Origin of the sequence: Pseudomonas sp. NPDC099000 (assembly GCF_044759925.1) — a bacterium.
In the GTDB taxonomy this organism is placed as follows: Bacteria; Pseudomonadota; Gammaproteobacteria; order Pseudomonadales; family Pseudomonadaceae; genus Aquipseudomonas.
In genome coordinates, this window is sequence record NZ_JBIWAF010000006.1 from 78,051 (window position 1) to 94,758 (window position 16,708).

General features: G+C 60.6%; 10 protein-coding genes. 5 read left to right on the forward strand and 5 right to left on the reverse strand.

Annotated features, from left to right (window positions below; genetic code table 11):
• Window positions 1-66: 66 nt before the first annotated feature.
• The 4 genes from ligA to ACIQV9_RS10090 all read right to left on the reverse strand — a co-directional run bounded on the left by ligA (window position 67) and on the right by ACIQV9_RS10090 (window position 7,817).
• On the reverse strand, window positions 67-2,424 hold the full coding sequence (gene ligA, locus ACIQV9_RS10075; protein WP_403100664.1) for an NAD-dependent DNA ligase LigA: 2,358 nt from the start codon (window positions 2,422-2,424) through the stop codon (window positions 67-69).
• 128 nt (window positions 2,425-2,552) lie between these two features.
• Window positions 2,553-3,407, reverse strand: coding sequence for a cell division protein ZipA (gene zipA / locus ACIQV9_RS10080; RefSeq protein WP_017337515.1), 855 nt, complete (start codon window positions 3,405-3,407; stop codon window positions 2,553-2,555).
• A 259-nt stretch (window positions 3,408-3,666) separates the two neighbouring features.
• Window positions 3,667-7,155, reverse strand: a complete 3,489-nt coding sequence (smc, locus tag ACIQV9_RS10085; protein WP_403100668.1) for a chromosome segregation protein SMC — start codon at window positions 7,153-7,155, stop codon at window positions 3,667-3,669.
• A 2-nt stretch (window positions 7,156-7,157) separates the two neighbouring features.
• Complete coding sequence (locus tag ACIQV9_RS10090; protein ID WP_403100670.1) at window positions 7,158-7,817, reverse strand: GntR family transcriptional regulator; 660 nt, start codon at window positions 7,815-7,817, stop codon at window positions 7,158-7,160.
• 266 nt (window positions 7,818-8,083) lie between these two features.
• Between ACIQV9_RS10090 and xdhA the strand changes: the two genes are divergently transcribed.
• The 4 genes from xdhA to guaD all read left to right on the forward strand — a co-directional run bounded on the left by xdhA (window position 8,084) and on the right by guaD (window position 14,211).
• Window positions 8,084-9,538: a xanthine dehydrogenase small subunit gene (xdhA, locus tag ACIQV9_RS10095; protein ID WP_403100673.1), complete on the forward strand. Its 1,455-nt coding sequence runs from the start codon at window positions 8,084-8,086 to the stop codon at window positions 9,536-9,538.
• Entirely contained in the window at window positions 9,531-11,927 is a 2,397-nt protein-coding gene (gene xdhB, locus ACIQV9_RS10100) for a xanthine dehydrogenase molybdopterin binding subunit (protein WP_403100676.1), read from the forward strand. Before xdhA ends, xdhB begins: the two co-directional genes overlap by 8 nt.
• A gap of 125 nt (window positions 11,928-12,052) precedes the next feature.
• Entirely contained in the window at window positions 12,053-12,898 is an 846-nt protein-coding gene (gene xdhC, locus ACIQV9_RS10105) for a xanthine dehydrogenase accessory protein XdhC (RefSeq protein WP_403100679.1), read from the forward strand.
• A gap of 8 nt (window positions 12,899-12,906) precedes the next feature.
• Window positions 12,907-14,211, forward strand: a complete 1,305-nt coding sequence (guaD, locus tag ACIQV9_RS10110; protein WP_403100682.1) for a guanine deaminase — start codon at window positions 12,907-12,909, stop codon at window positions 14,209-14,211.
• A 156-nt stretch (window positions 14,212-14,367) separates the two neighbouring features.
• Here guaD and ACIQV9_RS10115 read toward each other — a convergent pair whose 3' ends face one another.
• Window positions 14,368-15,132 carry a GntR family transcriptional regulator gene (locus ACIQV9_RS10115; RefSeq protein WP_403100685.1) on the reverse strand — a complete coding sequence of 255 codons (765 nt, stop codon included), beginning with the start codon at window positions 15,130-15,132 and terminating at the stop codon, window positions 14,368-14,370.
• Window positions 15,133-15,479: 347 nt separating this feature from the next.
• Here ACIQV9_RS10115 and ACIQV9_RS10120 point away from each other — a divergent pair, with 347 nt between their 5' ends.
• The gene (locus tag ACIQV9_RS10120) at window positions 15,480-16,670 is read left to right on the forward strand and encodes a benzoate/H(+) symporter BenE family transporter (RefSeq protein ID WP_403100688.1); all 1,191 of its coding nucleotides are present in this window, start codon (window positions 15,480-15,482) and stop codon (window positions 16,668-16,670) included.
• Window positions 16,671-16,708 lie beyond the last annotated feature (38 nt).

Here is a 16,708-nt window from a genome sequence, read left to right on the forward strand (position 1 = left end):
TGCGTGCCGGTTTTGCGACGACTGCGTCGCCGAACGGGGGCAAGCCCCCTCGCCACAGGTCCAGCGTCAGACAGAGATGCCGTGTTTTTTCAGAAAATCGACGAACGCCTCTTCATCGAGCACCTTCAATCCCAACTCATTAGCCTTGGTCAGCTTCGAACCGGCACCCGGCCCGGCCACTACGCAATGGGTCTTGGCCGACACCGAACCCGCTACTTTGGCCCCGAGACTTTCGAGTTTGTCCTTGGCGATGTCGCGGCTCATCAATTCCAGCGAACCGGTCAGCACCCAGGTCTGGCCGGCCAACGGCAACCCTTCGACGACTTTCTTTTCGCTCTGCCAATGCATGCCAAAATCGCGCAGCTGCTTTTCGGCAGCCTCGGCAATCTGACGATTTTCTGCCACGGCAAAAAACTCTCGAACCGAATTCGCCTGCTTCTCCGGCAGCGCCTGGCGCATATCCAGCCAGTCAGCGCCGAACACACCTTCCAGCGAACCAAACTTGTCCGCCAGCTTCTGCGCCCCACCCGGCCCGACCGACGGAATGTGCAGCTTGTCGAGGAAACCACCCAACGTCGTGCTGGCAGCAAACTCGGCACCCAACTCGACCTGATCCTGAATCTGCAGACCGTGCTTGAGCAGCTGCGTAATGACCTGCTGGTTATGCGCATCTTCAAAGAAGCTGTGAATCTCGTGAGCCACTTCCAGGCCGACATCCGGCAAGTACGTGAGCACTTGCGGCAACGCCTGCTGAACCCGCTCCAACGAGCCGAGAGAGCGCGCCAGGACCTTGGCCGTCTCTTCGCCGACATCAGGAATCCCGAGGGCGTAGATGAACCGCGCAAGGCTCGGTGTCTTGCTGTCCTTGATCGCGGCGAGCAGCTTATTGCTCGACAGCTCGGCAAAGCCTTCCAGATCGACAATGTCCTCAAACTTCAAGGCATACAGATCGGCAGGAGAACTCACCAGACCTTCATCCACCAATTGCTCAACACTCTTGTCGCCCAGGCCTTCAATGTCCATCGCACGACGGGAGACGAAGTGAATAATCGCCTGCTTGAGTTGCGCACCGCAGGCCAGTCGACCGACGCAGCGGTAGACCGCGCCTTCGCTGACGGTCTCGCGGCCCTTGCTGCGCTTGACCAATTGCGTGCGCTCGACATGCGAGCCGCAGACCGGGCACTTCTCGGGAATTTGCACTGGACGCGCATCATCCGGACGGCGTTCCATGACCACTTGCACCACTTGCGGAATCACATCGCCCGCGCGGCGGATGATCACGGTGTCGCCGATCATCAGGCCCAGACGCGCCACTTCGTCCATGTTGTGCAACGTCGCATTGGCCACGGTGACACCGGCGACTTTGACCGGTTTCAAGCGTGCCACAGGCGTCACGGCGCCGGTGCGACCGACCTGGAATTCCACGTCGAGCAGTTCGGTGAGTTCCTCCATGGCCGGGAATTTGTGAGCAATCGCCCAGCGCGGCTCGCGAGCGCGGAAACCCAGTTCACGTTGAGAGGCGATGCTGTTGACCTTGAACACCACGCCGTCGATTTCATAGGCCAGCCCGTTGCGGCGCTCACCGATGTCGCGGTAGTAATCCAGGCATTCGTCAATGCCGTGCGCCAGTTTCAGCTCGCGACTGATCGGCATGCCCCAGCCTTGAAGCTGCTTCAGATTGCCAATGTGGGTGTCGGCAATGTCCTCGGAAATCTGACCGATGCCGTAGCAGCAGAACTCCAGCGGGCGGTTGGCGGTGATCTTCGAATCCAGCTGGCGCAAGCTGCCGGCCGCCGCGTTGCGCGGGTTGGCGAAGGTCTTGCCGCCGACCTCCAGCTGCGTGGCGTTCAGTCGCTCGAAACCGGCCTTGGACATGAACACTTCGCCGCGCACTTCCAGGGTCGCTGGCCAGCCGGAGCCTTGCAGTTTCAGCGGGATGTTGCGCACGGTGCGCACGTTGACGCTGATGTCTTCGCCGGTGGTACCGTCGCCGCGTGTCGCGCCGCGCACCAATACGCCGTCCTGATAAAGCAGGCTGACCGCCAGGCCATCGAGTTTGGGTTCGCAGCTGTACTCCACCGCCGCGCCGCCGCCAAACAAATCGCCGGCCGGCAGGTCCAGGCCTTCCGTCACCCGGCGATCAAACTCGCGCATGTCGGTTTCTTCGAAGGCGTTGCCGAGGCTGAGCATCGGCACTTCGTGGCGCACCTGAGTGAACGCCGACAGCGCTGCGCTACCGACGCGCTGGGTCGGCGAGTCGCTGGTGATCAGGTCGGGATGGGCCGCTTCCAGAGCCTTGAGCTCGTGGAACAACCGGTCGTACTCGACGTCCGGAATGCTCGGCTCGTCCAGCACGTGATAACGGTAGTTGTGCTGATCCAGCTCAGCGCGCAGCTCTAGAATGCGGGTTTTGGCGGCGGTCATGGGTGTTCTCTCATAAAGCAAAAGAGCAGCCGAGGCTGCTCAATCTGTAGATTTTTTTTGTAGGAGCCAGGCTTGCCGGCGAAGGCGTACTTGAGATCGCCTTCGCCGGCAAGCCTGGCTCCTACAGATCAACGCTTCTGGGTCAGCGCACGACGTTCGAACTCGACGATGCGCTGACGGTAATGCTCAATCGTCTGGGCGGTCAGCACGCTGCGCTGGTCGTCTTTCAGTTCGCCGTTCAGCTCCTGGGACAGTTTGCGCGCCGCAGCCACCATCACGTCGAAGGCTTGCTTCGGATGACGTGGGCCTGGCAGGCCGAGGAAGAAGCTCACCGCCGGCGTGCTGAAGTGATCGATGTCGTCCAGATCGAAGATGCCCGGCTTGACCGCATTGGCCATGGAGAACAGCACTTCACCGTTGCCGGCCATGCTTTCGTGGCGGTGGAAGATGTCCATCTCGCCAAAACGCAGACCGCTTTCCAGAATGTTCTGCAACAGCGCCGGGCCTTTGAAGCCGGCAGCGTCACGGCAGATCACGCTGATCACCAGCACTTCTTCGGCTTGCGGTTGTTCCTTGTCGCTGACCGACGGCGAAGCCTTGGTGTCATCCGGGAAATCGTCGTCACGGCTGCTGAAGCTCGGGCCGCCGTCCAGGTCCAGGCTGAGGTTCATGTCGCCTTGGGAAGGTTCGCCATGACCACGTTTGCCGCGCTTGGAACCCGACTCACGCGGCTCACGAGCAGGCATGCTCACCGACGGCAGATCATGCTCGTCGAGTTGCGGCTCTTTATGCGTGTCCAGCACGCGGGGCGGGCCCAACAGCTCGGCGCTGGTGTCCTCGTCCGGCAGATTGGACAAACTTCGGTCAAGACGGAATTTCAGTTTTCCCTTGCCGCCGCGCATGCGACGCCAGCCATCGAAAAGAATACCGGCAATGACAATAATGCCGATGACGATCAGCCACTCGCGCAGACCGATTTCCATGTAATCCCGTGCCTCTATAAAAAATGCTGAAAAATAAGGGGTTTACAACTCGCAAACCGCTTTAAAACGTGGCGCCAACTCTATGTTCTGACAGGCGTTTTGCCCACGTATACGAAAAATTGACATTAAACTAGCACGACCAAAGGCAACTTTACACCGTCTGTCCACAATGGCTTGCGCGAATATGTCGATTGGCCAGCAAGTCGAGGCAAGTAAAAAACTCCTACAGACCAAAAATACTTGCCCTACAAGCGCTGACTCAAGCCTCCACCATCGCCATCGCCTCCTCGACATCCACGGCCACCAGACGCGAACAACCCGGTTCGTGCATCGTCACCCCCATCAGTTGCTCGGCCATTTCCATGGCGATCTTGTTGTGGGTGATGTAGATGAACTGCACCGTCTGCGACATCTCTTTGACCAGCCGTGCGTAGCGTCCGACGTTAGCGTCATCCAAGGGTGCATCAACTTCATCGAGCATGCAGAACGGCGCCGGATTCAACTTGAAGATGGCAAACACCAGGGCCAATGCGGTCAGGGCTTTTTCGCCACCGGAGAGCAAATGGATGGTGCTGTTCTTCTTTCCTGGCGGCTGCGCCATGATCGTTACCCCTGTATCGAGTAGATCTTCGCCCGTCAGTTCCAAATACGCGCGTCCTCCACCGAAAACTTTTGGGAAAAGGGCCTGTAAACCGCCATTGATCTGATCAAAGGTATCTTTGAAGCGGTTTCGGGTTTCCTTGTCGATCTTGCGGATCACGTTCTCCAGGGTGTCCAGCGCTTCCACCAGATCCTCGTTCTGCGCATCCAGATAACGTTTACGCTCGGATTGTTGCTGGTATTCGTCGATGGCCGCCAGGTTGATCGCACCGAGGCGCTGAATCCGCGCGGCAATGCGTTCGAGTTCTTCTTCGGCATCCTTCTCGCTGGCCTCGGCGGTCAGCGTGGCGAGCACGCCGTGCAAGTCGTAGCCGTCTTCCAGCAATTGATCTTCGAGGGTCTTGCGGCGCACGGTCAGGGCTTGCCATTCCATGCGCTGGGTTTCCATTTGCCCACGAATCAACTGCGATTGCTGCTCGGCCTGGTTGCGACGTTTTTCCGCATCACGCAATTCACGGTCAGCATCTTCCAGAGCGATCTGCGCCGTTTTCAGTTCTTCGTCGACGGTCATGCGCTTGTCGAGCAACTCTTCAAGTTTCAGGCGCAGTTCTTCCAGCGGCGCTTCGCCCTCCTCCAGATTGAGGCTCAGCTGTTCGCGTTTCTCGGTCAGGCGCTCGGACTGCATCTCCAGCCGTTCCAGCGCCTGACGCGTCGAGTCGTGTTGCGCCTTGAGCGACCCCAGACGCACCGCCAGTTGATGGGCGTGATCCTTGTGTTGCCGGGCTTCCTGACGCACCCGATCAAGTCGCTCGCGCAGGCTGTCACGCTGGGCCAGCAGCAACTCACGCTGCTCGGTGTCCAGCGCCATGGCGTCGAGGGCTTCCTGCAATTGCAGACGCGCCTCACCGATGTTTTCGTGCTCCAGCGCACGCTGCTCGGCCAACTCGGTGAGTTCTTCATCGAGGCGGGTTCGACGCAATGTCAGCTGTTCAACCTTGGCTTTGCCGGCGGACAACTGGGCTTTCAATTCGCCTTGCTGACGCGCCTCGTCTTGCAGCAAACGACGCAAATGTTCGCGACCGTTTTCCTGCTGACGCTGCTGCGCCCTGAGCGTCTGAAGTTGGGTTTCCAGGGTTTCGACCGTGGCTTCGCGCTCTTCGCGCTCGATGCTCAGACGCTGGATTTCCTGACCGCGGGCGAGCACGCCGCTTTCCGCTTCGCTGGCCCGGCGCACACGCAAAAAGTGTCGGCCGACCCAATAGCCGTCGCGACTGATCAGGCTCTGGCCGGCGGTCAGCTGACTGCGCAGGGCCAAGGCCTGTTCGAGACTTTCGACCGGTTTGACCTGCCCCAACCAAGGCGACAGATCGATCTGTGCTTCAACCTTGTCGAGCAGGCTGCCGGGCACGCGCACGCCATCGCTCGCCGGGCTGAGCAAACGCAAATCGCCCTGGGCAAAACCGGCCAGATCGAAATCGCCGAAGTCATCCACCAGCACCGCTTGCAGGTCGGCGCCGAGCACGGTTTCCACCGCCAGCTCCCAACCCGCTTCTACTTTCAAACCTTCGGCCAGACGCGGGCGATCCGCCAAGTGCTGTTCGCGCAGCCATTCAGCGGTGCCGGTGCCCGGATCGAGCGCGGCTTGCTGCAAGGCTTCGAGGGACGCGAGACGACCGTTGAGGCGCTGCAAATCGCCTTGAGCCTGCTGTTGATTGTGCAAAGCCAACTGCAATTCCTGACGCAGTTGCTCAAGGCGTTCGACCTGGGCTTCTTCGCTGGCCTGCAAATCTTCGAGGGTCGCTTCGCTCGCGGCCAGTTGCTCGCTGAGCTCCATGATCGCTGCATCTTCCGGATCCGCCGAGAGCAACGCGCGCTCTTCGCCAAGGCGCTTCTGGCGATCGGCCAGACGCTCCATGCTGGTTTCGAGTTGCTGAATGCGCGACTGCTGAACCTCGGACTGGCGACGCGGCTCGGCGGCGGTCAGGTTGAAGGTGTCCCACTGCTCCTGCCAGCCGTGCATGGTGGTTTCGGATTCTTCCAGCGCGGCGGCGGCTTCCTCGGCGGCGGCGCTGGTGACCTCCTGCTCCGGCGTGAGCATGGCAAGCTCTTCGCCGAGGGTCAGCAGCAACGTGCGGTCGTGACCCAGGTGCGATTCGGTTTCCAGGCGCGCGCGCTCGGCCTCTTTCAAATCATCCTGCAACTGCCGCAAACGCTGCTGACCGTGCTGGATGCTCTGCTCGACCCGGGCAATGTCGCCGCCGACCGAATAGAAGCGCCCCTGCACCAGATTGAAGCGCTCGGACAGGTCATGGTGCCCGTCACGCAAGCGTTCGATAGCCGCGTCGGCGTTGCGCTGCTCGGCGACCAAGGCTTCAAAAGTAACTTCCTGATTACCGATGATCGCTTCGCGCTGCCCGACCTGTTCGTTCAACGCCTGCCAGCGCAGCGCCGACAGTTGGGCCTTGAGCTGACGCTCCTCGCCTTTGTATTCCTGATACTTCTTGGCGGCCTCGGCCTGGCGATGCAAACGCTCAAGCTGACGCTCGAGTTCTTCACGCAGATCGGTCAGGCGGGCCAGGTTTTCGTGGGTGCGGCGGATGCGGTTCTCGGTCTCGCGCCGACGCTCCTTGTACTTGGAGATGCCCGCCGCTTCTTCGATGAAGTTGCGCAGGTCTTCGGGCTTGGACTCGATCAGCTTGGAGATCATCCCCTGCTCGATGATCGAATAGCTGCGCGGGCCCAGGCCTGTGCCCAGAAAGATGTCGGTGATATCGCGACGACGGCATTTGGTGCCGTTGAGGTAGTAGGTGGTCTGGCTGTCGCGAGTCACTTTGCGGCGAATGGAAATTTCCGCATAGGCGGCGTATTCACCGAGCAGGGTGCCGTCGGAGTTATCGAACACCAGCTCGATACTCGCCTGGCTCACGGGCTTACGGCTGGTCGAACCGTTGAAGATGACGTCGGTCATCGACTCGCCGCGGAGGTTCTTGGCCGAACTTTCGCCCATCACCCAGCGAACGGCGTCGATGATGTTCGACTTGCCGCAGCCATTAGGCCCGACCACGGCCGCCATGTTGCTGGGGAAGTTCACCGTGGTCGGATCGACGAAGGATTTGAACCCTGCCAGTTTTATGCACTTGAGCCGCACGCTTAAGCGTCCGTCAGGGCAGAAACCACCAGATCGCTGCTGCGCTGGGCATAAGCCGTCAGCACTTCGCGGATCTGCGGAAAGTCACGGGCCAGCACGGCGGCGAGCAAGCGTTCGAACAGTTCGAGGAACTCGCTCATCGAGGCCTTGCGCTGGTCCAGGGCGAGGAAATACGCACGGCTCATGGCCGGCTGCAGGTTCTCGACGGTTTCCTGCAAGTACGGATTGTTGGCGAACGGGTACGCGGCGCGCATCACGTTGAAGCTGTCGTCGACGAAGGTGCGGATGTCCTGGCGCTCGTAGCTGGCAGCCAGGCGCTGCTGGATCTGCACGAACGGCGCCATGTCAGACTGGACCTGCCAGCCTTTGGCGACGGCGTTGCCGAGCAGAATATACAGCTCGCTCATCAGCGTGCACAGGCTCTGCACCTTGTGGGCGGTGAGCTCGGTGACGTGGGCACCGCGTCGCGGCAGGATCGCGATCAGGTGGCGGCGCTCGAGGATCAGCAAGGCTTCGCGGACCGAACCGCGGCTGACATTGAGGGCCAGCGTGACCTTCTGTTCCTGGATGCGCTCCCCGGGCTTCATTTCGCCACGAATGATGCGTTCGGCGAGGTGGTGAGCAATTTGCTCGGCGAGGCTGTCCGGCGCCTTGAACGTCATGGTTGTCCTTCAAACTCTTCGATCTGCACAAGCGGCGCAGTGTAGCGCACATGAAGGGTCATGGCGGAGTGCCCACTCAGCGGTTTTTGGCACGAATCAAGCAAAAAGCAGGCTAACCCGCGAGGGTCAATAATGTAGGAACGAGTTGTTGATCGACAAAATGCTTTTTCCTGACCCTTAAGTCAGAAAATCATTGACCGCAAAGTCAGACCTGATAAATTCGGTCCAAGTCGCTTAACAACAATAATGAGTCTGCGAGGCCTTCCGTGATCCAGTTTTTACTAAACCAGGAACTCCGTAGCGAGCACGCCCTGGACCCGAACCTGACCGTGCTCAATTATCTGCGCGACCATGTGGGCAAACCCGGCACCAAAGAAGGCTGCGCCAGCGGTGACTGCGGCGCCTGCACCGTGGTGATCGGCGAGCTGCAAACGGATGACGATGGCCGCGAACACATTCGCTATCGCAGCCTCAACTCGTGCCTGACGTTCGTTTCGTCATTGCACGGCAAACAGCTGATCAGCGTCGAAGACCTCAAGCACCAGGGCGAACTGCACAGCGTGCAGAAAGCCATGGTCGAGTGTCATGGCTCGCAATGCGGCTTCTGCACCCCGGGCTTCGTGATGTCGCTGTTCGCGCTGCAAAAGAACAGCGACGAGCCCGATGCCCACAAGGCCCACGAAGCGCTGGCCGGCAACCTCTGCCGCTGCACCGGTTATCGGCCGATTCTGGCCGCCGCCGAACAATCCTGCTGCGGCAAGCAAACGGATCAGTTCGATGCTCGCGAAGCCGACACCATCGCTCGCCTCAAAGCTATCGCCCCCACCGACATCGGCGAACTCAACAGTGGCGACAAGCGCTGCCTGGTGCCGCTGACCGTGGCCGATCTGGCCGACCTCTACGACGCTTATCCACAGGCCCGCCTGCTGGCCGGCGGTACGGATCTGGCACTGGAAGTCACCCAGTTCCACCGCACCCTGCCGGTGATGATCTACGTCGGCAACGTCGCTGAAATGAAGCGCATCGAACGCTTCGACGATCGCCTGGAAATCGGCGCCGCGACCGCCCTTTCCGATTGTTACGAAGCTTTGAAAGCCGAATACCCGGACTTCGGCGAATTGCTGCAACGCTTCGCCTCTTTGCAGATCCGCAACCAGGGTACTCTCGGCGGCAACATCGGCAACGCCTCGCCGATCGGTGACTCGCCGCCCCTGCTGATCGCGTTGGGCGCGCAGATCGTTTTGTGCAAAGGCGAAACCCGCCGGACGATGGCGCTGGAAGATTACTTCATCGATTACCGGGTCACCGCACGCCAGGAAAGCGAGTTCATCGAGAAAATCATCGTGCCCCGTGCCAGCGCCGAACAACTGTTCCGTGCCTACAAGGTTTCCAAGCGTCTGGACGATGACATTTCCGCAGTTTGCGCCGCATTCAACCTGCGCATCGACAACGGCGTGATCGCCGATGCCCGTGTGGCGTTCGGTGGCATGGCCGCGATTCCGAAACGCGCCAACAACTGCGAAACCGTGCTGCTCGGTGCGCCGTTCAACAACGCCACCGTCGAACGCGCCTGCGCCGCACTGGCCGAAGATTTCACGCCGCTCTCGGACTTCCGTGCGAGCAAGGAATATCGCCTGCTCAGCGCGCAAAACCTGCTGCGCAAATACTTCATCGAACTGCAAACACCGCACATCGAGACTCGGGTGACCGCTTATGTCTAATCATCAAGCCGCAGAGAAGACCCAGGCCGAATTGGCTGAACTGTTCGCCAAGGACCTGACCACCGGTGTCGGCCGCAGCGTCAAGCACGACAGCGCCACCAAGCATGTGTCCGGGGAAGCGCAGTACATCGACGACCGGCTGGAGTTTCCGAATCAGTTGCACCTTTACGCACGCCTGTCGGACCGCGCCCACGCGAAGATCATCAGCATCGACACCCAGCCCTGCTACGCCTTCGAAGGCGTGCGCATCGTCATCACCCACGAAGACGTGCCGGGCCTGAAAGACATCGGGCCATTGCTGCCGGGCGATCCATTGCTGGCCATCGATGATGTGCAATTCGTCGGTCAACCGGTGCTCGCCGTTGCTGCAAAAGATCTGGAAACCGCACGCAAAGCCGCCATGGCCGCGATCATCGAATATGAAGATCTCGAGCCGGTGCTGGACGTCGTTGAAGCGCTGCGCAAACGCCATTTCGTGCTCGACAGCCATACTCATCAGCGCGGCGATTCGGCCGGCGCATTGTCGACCGCCGAACACCGCATTCAAGGCACGCTGCACATCGGCGGCCAGGAACACTTCTACCTCGAAACCCAGATCTCTTCGGTGATGCCGACCGAAGACGGCGGGATGATCGTCTACTGCTCCACTCAGAACCCCACGGAAGTGCAGAAGCTTGTCGCTGAAGTGCTGGACGTGTCGATGAACAAAATCGTCGTCGACATGCGCCGCATGGGCGGTGGTTTCGGTGGCAAGGAAACCCAGGCCGCGAGCCCGGCGTGCCTGTGCGCAGTCGTCGCCCACCTCACCGGCCAGCCGACCAAGATGCGCCTGCCGCGTGTCGAAGACATGCTGATGACCGGCAAGCGCCACCCCTTCTACGTCGAGTACGACGTCGGCTTCGACAGCACCGGTCGCCTGCATGGCATCGCCCTGGAACTGGCCGGCAACTGCGGTTGCTCGCCGGACCTCTCGGCGTCGATTGTCGACCGCGCAATGTTCCACGCCGACAACTCGTACTACTTGGGCGATGCGACCATCAACGGTCACCGCTGCAAGACCAACACCGCGTCGAACACCGCTTACCGTGGCTTCGGCGGCCCGCAAGGCATGGTCGCTATCGAAGAAGTGATGGACGCCATCGCCCGCCATCTGGCCCTCGATCCGCTGGCCGTGCGCAAGGCCAACTACTACGGCAAGACCGAGCGCAACGTCACCCATTACTACCAGACCGTCGAGCACAACATGCTCGAGGAAATGACCGCCGAACTGGAAGAAAGCAGCCAGTACGCCGAGCGTCGCGAAGCGATTCGTCGCTACAACGCCAACAGCCCGATCCTGAAAAAAGGCCTGGCGCTGACCCCGGTCAAATTCGGCATTTCCTTCACTGCCAGTTTCCTCAACCAGGCCGGTGCGCTGATCCACATCTACACCGACGGCAGCATCCACCTCAACCATGGCGGCACCGAAATGGGCCAGGGCCTGAACACCAAAGTCGCGCAGGTCGTGGCTGAAGTGTTCCAGGTGGAAATGGACCGGGTACAGATCACCGCGACCAACACCGACAAGGTGCCAAACACCTCGCCGACCGCCGCTTCCAGCGGTGCCGACCTGAACGGTAAAGCGGCGCAGAACGCAGCTGAAATCATCAAGAAACGCCTCGTGGAATTCGCCGCGCGGCAGTACAAGGTCAGTGAAGAAGACGTGGAATTCCACAACGGTCACGTGCGGGTTCGCGATCACATCCTGACTTTCGAAGCGCTGATCCAGCAGGCGTATTTCGCCCAGGTGTCGCTGTCGAGCACCGGATTCTACAAAACCCCGAAAATCTTCTACGACCGCAGCCAAGCGCGGGGTCGGCCGTTCTACTACTACGCCTTCGGTGCAGCCTGTTGCGAGGTGATCATCGACACCCTGACCGGCGAGTACAAGATGCTGCGCACCGACATCCTCCACGACGTCGGCGACTCGCTGAACCCGGCCATCGACATCGGCCAGGTCGAGGGTGGTTTCATTCAGGGCATGGGCTGGCTGACCATGGAAGAACTGGTGTGGAACAACAAGGGCAAGCTGATGACCAACGGTCCGGCCAGCTACAAGATCCCGGCCGTGGCCGACATGCCGCTGGACCTGCGGGTGAAGCTGGTGGAAAACCGCAAGAACCCGGAAGACACGGTGTTCCATTCCAAGGCCGTGGGTGAGCCGCCGTTCATGCTGGGCATCGCGTCGTGGTGTGCGATCAAGGATGCGGTGGCAAGCCTGGGTGACTACAAGCATCAACCGAAGATCGACGCACCGGCGACGCCGGAGCGGGTGTTGTGGGGGTGTGAGCAGATGCGGCAGTTGAAGGTGGCCAAGGCCGTGGAAGCCGAATCCGAGGTGGTGGTTTGATCGTTCCTACGCTCTGCGTGGGAATGCAGCCCGCGACGCTCTGCGTCGCATTGTGAACAGCGGACGCGGAGCGTCCAGAGATGCATTCCCACGCAGAGCGTGGGAACGATCTTGAGAGGTGAAACATGTACAACTGGATCGACGCCCTCGCCGACCTGCAATCCCAGGGTGAACCCTGCGTGCTGGTCACCATCATCGAAGAGCTCGGCTCGACGCCGCGCAATGCCGGTTCGAAAATGGTCATCAGCGCCACCCAGACCTTTGACACCATCGGTGGCGGGCACCTGGAATACAAAGCCATGCAGATCGGCCGCGAGATGCTCGCCAGCGGCAAGCAGGACACCCATCTGGAGCGCTTCAGCCTCGGCGCCAGCCTGGGCCAGTGCTGCGGCGGCGTGACCGTGTTGCTGTTCGAACCGATGGGCCAGGTCCAGGCGCAGATCGCCGTATTCGGTGCCGGCCACGTCGGCCGGGCGCTGGTGCCACTGCTCGCCAGCCTGCCCTGCCGGGTGCGCTGGATCGATTCGCGGGAAGCGGAATTCCCCGAGCAGATCCCCCACGGCGTGCGCAAAATCGTCGCCGAAGAACCGGTGGATGAAATCGACAACCTGCCCGCCGGCAGCTACTGCATCGTCATGACCCACAACCACCAGCTCGACCTCGAACTCACCGCCGCGATCCTCAAGCGCAACGACTTCGCCTACTTCGGCCTGATCGGCTCGAAGACCAAACGCGTGAAGTTCGAACACCGCTTGCGCGACCGTGGTTTCGACAGCGCTGTGCTGCAACGCATGCGCTGCCCGATGGGCATCGGCGAAGTCAAAGGCAAGTTGCCTGTGGAAATCGCCATCTCCATCGCCGGCGAAATCATCGCCACCTATAACGCCAGTTTCGGCCAGCACACTGCCAGCGCCGGATCATCGATCGCCAAACTGCTGCCTGCCTCACGCCGCAGCCAAGCCACGAATTGAGAAATTTTATGCCTCTGACTCGCAAAGCCTACCGCGCCGCCATTCTGCACAGCATTGCCGACCCCGCCGAAGTGGGCATCGAAGCCTCCTATGAGTATTTCGAAGACGGCCTGCTGGTGGTCGATAACGGCCAGATCAGCGCCCTCGGCCACGCCAGCGAATTGCTGCCGACCCTGCCCGCCGATATCGAGATCACTCATTACCAGGACGCGCTGATCACCCCCGGCTTCATCGACACCCACATCCACTTGCCGCAAACCGGTATGGTCGGTGCTTATGGCGAGCAGTTGCTGGACTGGCTCAACACCTACACTTTCCCGTGCGAAAGCCAGTTCGCCGACAAGACTCACGCCGATGAAGTCGCGGGCATTTTCATCAAAGAACTGCTGCGTAACGGCACCACAACGGCGCTGGTGTTTGGCAGCGTGCACCCGCAATCGGTGAATTCATTCTTCGAAGCCGCCGAACAGCTGGACCTGCGGATGATCGCCGGCAAGGTGATGATGGACCGCAACGCGCCGGACTACCTGACCGACACCGCCGAATCCAGCTACGTCGAAAGCAAGGCGCTGATCGAGCGCTGGCACGGCAAGGGCCGCTTGCACTACGCGGTCACCCCGCGCTTCGCCCCCACCAGCACCCCGGAACAACTGACCCTCGCCGGCCAGCTGCTCAGCGAATATCCCGACCTGTACATGCAGACCCACATCAGCGAAAACCTCAAGGAAGTCGAGTGGGTCAAGGAACTGTTCCCCGAGCGCAAGGGCTACCTCGACGTTTACGATCACTACCAGTTGCTGGGCGAGCGCTCGGTGTTCGCCCACGGCGTGCACCTGTGCGACGACGAATGCGCGCGGCTGGCTGAAACCGGTTCGGCAATTGCGTTCTGCCCGACTTCGAACTTCTTCCTCGGTAGCGGCTTGTTCAATTTGCCGATGGCCGAGAAGCACAAACTCAATGTCGGCCTGGGCACGGACGTGGGCGGTGGCACCAGTTTCTCGCTGCTGCAAACGTTGAACGAAGCGTACAAAGTCATGCAGCTGCAAGGCGCTCGACTGAGTCCGTTCAAATCGCTGTACCTGGCGACCTTGGGCGGTGCGCGTGCTTTGCGTCTGGAAGACAAGATCGGCACCCTGCAACCGGGCACCGATGCGGACTTCCTGGTGCTGGATTACAACGCCACGCCGTTGCTGAGTTATCGTTTGAAGCAGGCCAATAACATTGCCGAGACGTTGTTTGTGTTGATGACGCTGGGGGATGACCGGACCGTGTTGCAGACGTATGCGGCAGGGAATCAGGTGCATCAGCGCTAGGTTTTTTCGGTATAAAAAAATCCCCCGCAATCGATGGTTGCGGGGGATTTTTTTGTGTCCTTGAGGACGCCTTCGCGGGCAAGCCTCGCTCCTACACGGGTCACGCTGTACCTGTAGGAGCGAGGCTTGCCCGCGAAGGTCGCGACTCGGTCTGACTTACAACTTCGCGGTCGAACGCCCAGGCTTCTTGGTCTGCAACAAATGCGAAAACACCGCATGCAAATCATCCGACGCGCTTTCTTCGTCGAGGTTGAGTTTGCTGTCGATGTGATCCATGTGATGCATCATCAGGTCCACTGCCAGCTCAGCGTTGCGCGCTTCGATGGCGTCGATCAGTTGGGTGTGCTCGTCGTAGGAACAGTGCGAACGGTTGCCACTTTCGTACTGGGCAATGATCAACGAAGTCTGGGACACCAGGCTGCGCTGGAAGCTGATCAGCGGCGCATTCTTCGCCGCTTCGGCCAGTTTCAGGTGGAATTCGCCCGACAGACGGATACCGGCACCGCGATCGCCGCGGGAGAAGCTGTCGCGTTCGTCGTTGACCATCTGCCGCAACTCGGCAATCTGCTCGGCGGTCGCGTGCTGAACCGCCAGTTCAGTGATCGCCCGCTCCACCAGACGCCGCGCCAGGAACACCTGACGGGCCTCTTCGACACTCGGGCTGGCGACGACGGCGCCACGGTTCGGACGCAGCAGCACAACGCCCTCATGGGCCAGGCGCGACAGCGCGCGGCGAATGATGGTGCGACTGACCCCGAAAATTTCCCCCAGCGCTTCTTCGCTCAACTTGGTGCCGGGCGCCAGACGCTGTTCGAGGATGGCCTCGAAGATATGCGCGTAGACAATATCGTCCTGGGTACCGCTGCGGCCAGCTTTGCCTGCTCGCGGTTGTTTCTTTAGGGGCTGCAACTGTTCGTTCATGGGCACTCGAGTCGGGAGAACTGCGGCGAATTGGCCGTGACTGTAATACGGCACAGTGGGTCGCTGGCAAGTATCGCGTAAAAAACACCGCGATTGTACACAATGGATGGTGGCAACACGACTGTACGGCTGTTTGTCGCTTCTGCTGTATCGCAACGGTTGGTTACTTTTGAGTTTAGGCTTGATCGCAGAATCCGCCGCTTCCACAATCCTTTGTAGGAGCGAGGCTTGCCCGCGAAGGCGTCGTACCGGTCGACATCAATGTTGAATGATAGGACGCCTTCGCGGGCAAGCCTCGCTCCTACAGGGGGTTCGGCATTTTTGTCAGAACAAGGAACACCGCTGTCATGAACGACGCCACGAACACGCAGCTCCGCCCCTTGGCCGATACGTCTCCGTCGGCGATCGTCGCCGGCTTCATCGCGATGATGACCGGCTACACCAGCTCCCTGGTCCTGATGTTTCAGGCCGGACAAGCAGCGGGCCTGACCAGTGGGCAGATTTCGTCGTGGATCTGGGCCATCTCGATTGGCATGGCGGTGTGCTCGATTGGCCTGTCCCTGCGTTATCGCACGCCGATCACCATCGCCTGGTCGACCCCCGGCGCGGCGCTGCTGATCACAAGCCTGGGCGGCGTGAGTTACGGCGAGGCCATCGGTGCCTACATCACTTGCGCAGTGCTGGTGACGATTTGCGGCCTGACCGGCAGCTTCGAACGGCTAGTGAGAAAGATTCCGGCGTCATTGGCCGCCGCCCTGCTGGCGGGGATTCTGTTCAAGATCGGCAGCGAAATCTTCGTCGCCGCCCAGCATCGCACCGGGCTGGTGCTGGGTATGTTCTTCACCTATCTGCTGGTCAAGCGCCTGTCGCCGCGTTATGCCGTGCTCGCAGCGTTGCTGATCGGCACGGCGCTGTCCGGGTTCATGGGGTTGCTGGACTTCAGCGGTTTCCATCTGGAAGTGGCAACGCCGGTCTGGACCACGCCGCACTTCTCCCTGGCCGCGACCATCAGCATCGGTATTCCGTTGTTTGTGGTGGCGATGACTTCGCAAAACATGCCCGGCATCGCCGTCTTGCGCGCCGACGGCTACACCGTGCCCGCCTCGCCGCTGATCACCACCACCGGCATCGCCTCGCTGCTGCTGGCACCGTTCGGCTCCCACGGGATCAACCTGGCGGCCATCAGCGCGGCGATCTGCACCGGGCCGCATGCCCATGAGGATCGCAACAAACGCTACACGGCGGCGGTCTGGTGCGGGATTTTCTACGGGATTGCCGGGGTGTTCGGCGCAACGCTGGCGGCCTTGTTTGCGGCGTTGCCTAAAGAGCTGGTGCTGTCTATTGCGGCACTGGCGCTGTTCGGCTCGATCATCAATGGCCTGAGCATTGCCATGACCGAAGTGAAAGAACGTGAGGCGGCGTTGATTACCTTCATGGTCACGGCGTCGGGGCTGACGCTGTTTTCCATTGGTTCGGCGTTCTGGGGGATTGTCGCGGGGGTGTTGACGCTGGTGATTCTGAATTGGCGTAAAGCCTGAGGGACCCTTCGCGGGCAAGCCTCGCTCCTACAGGTTCA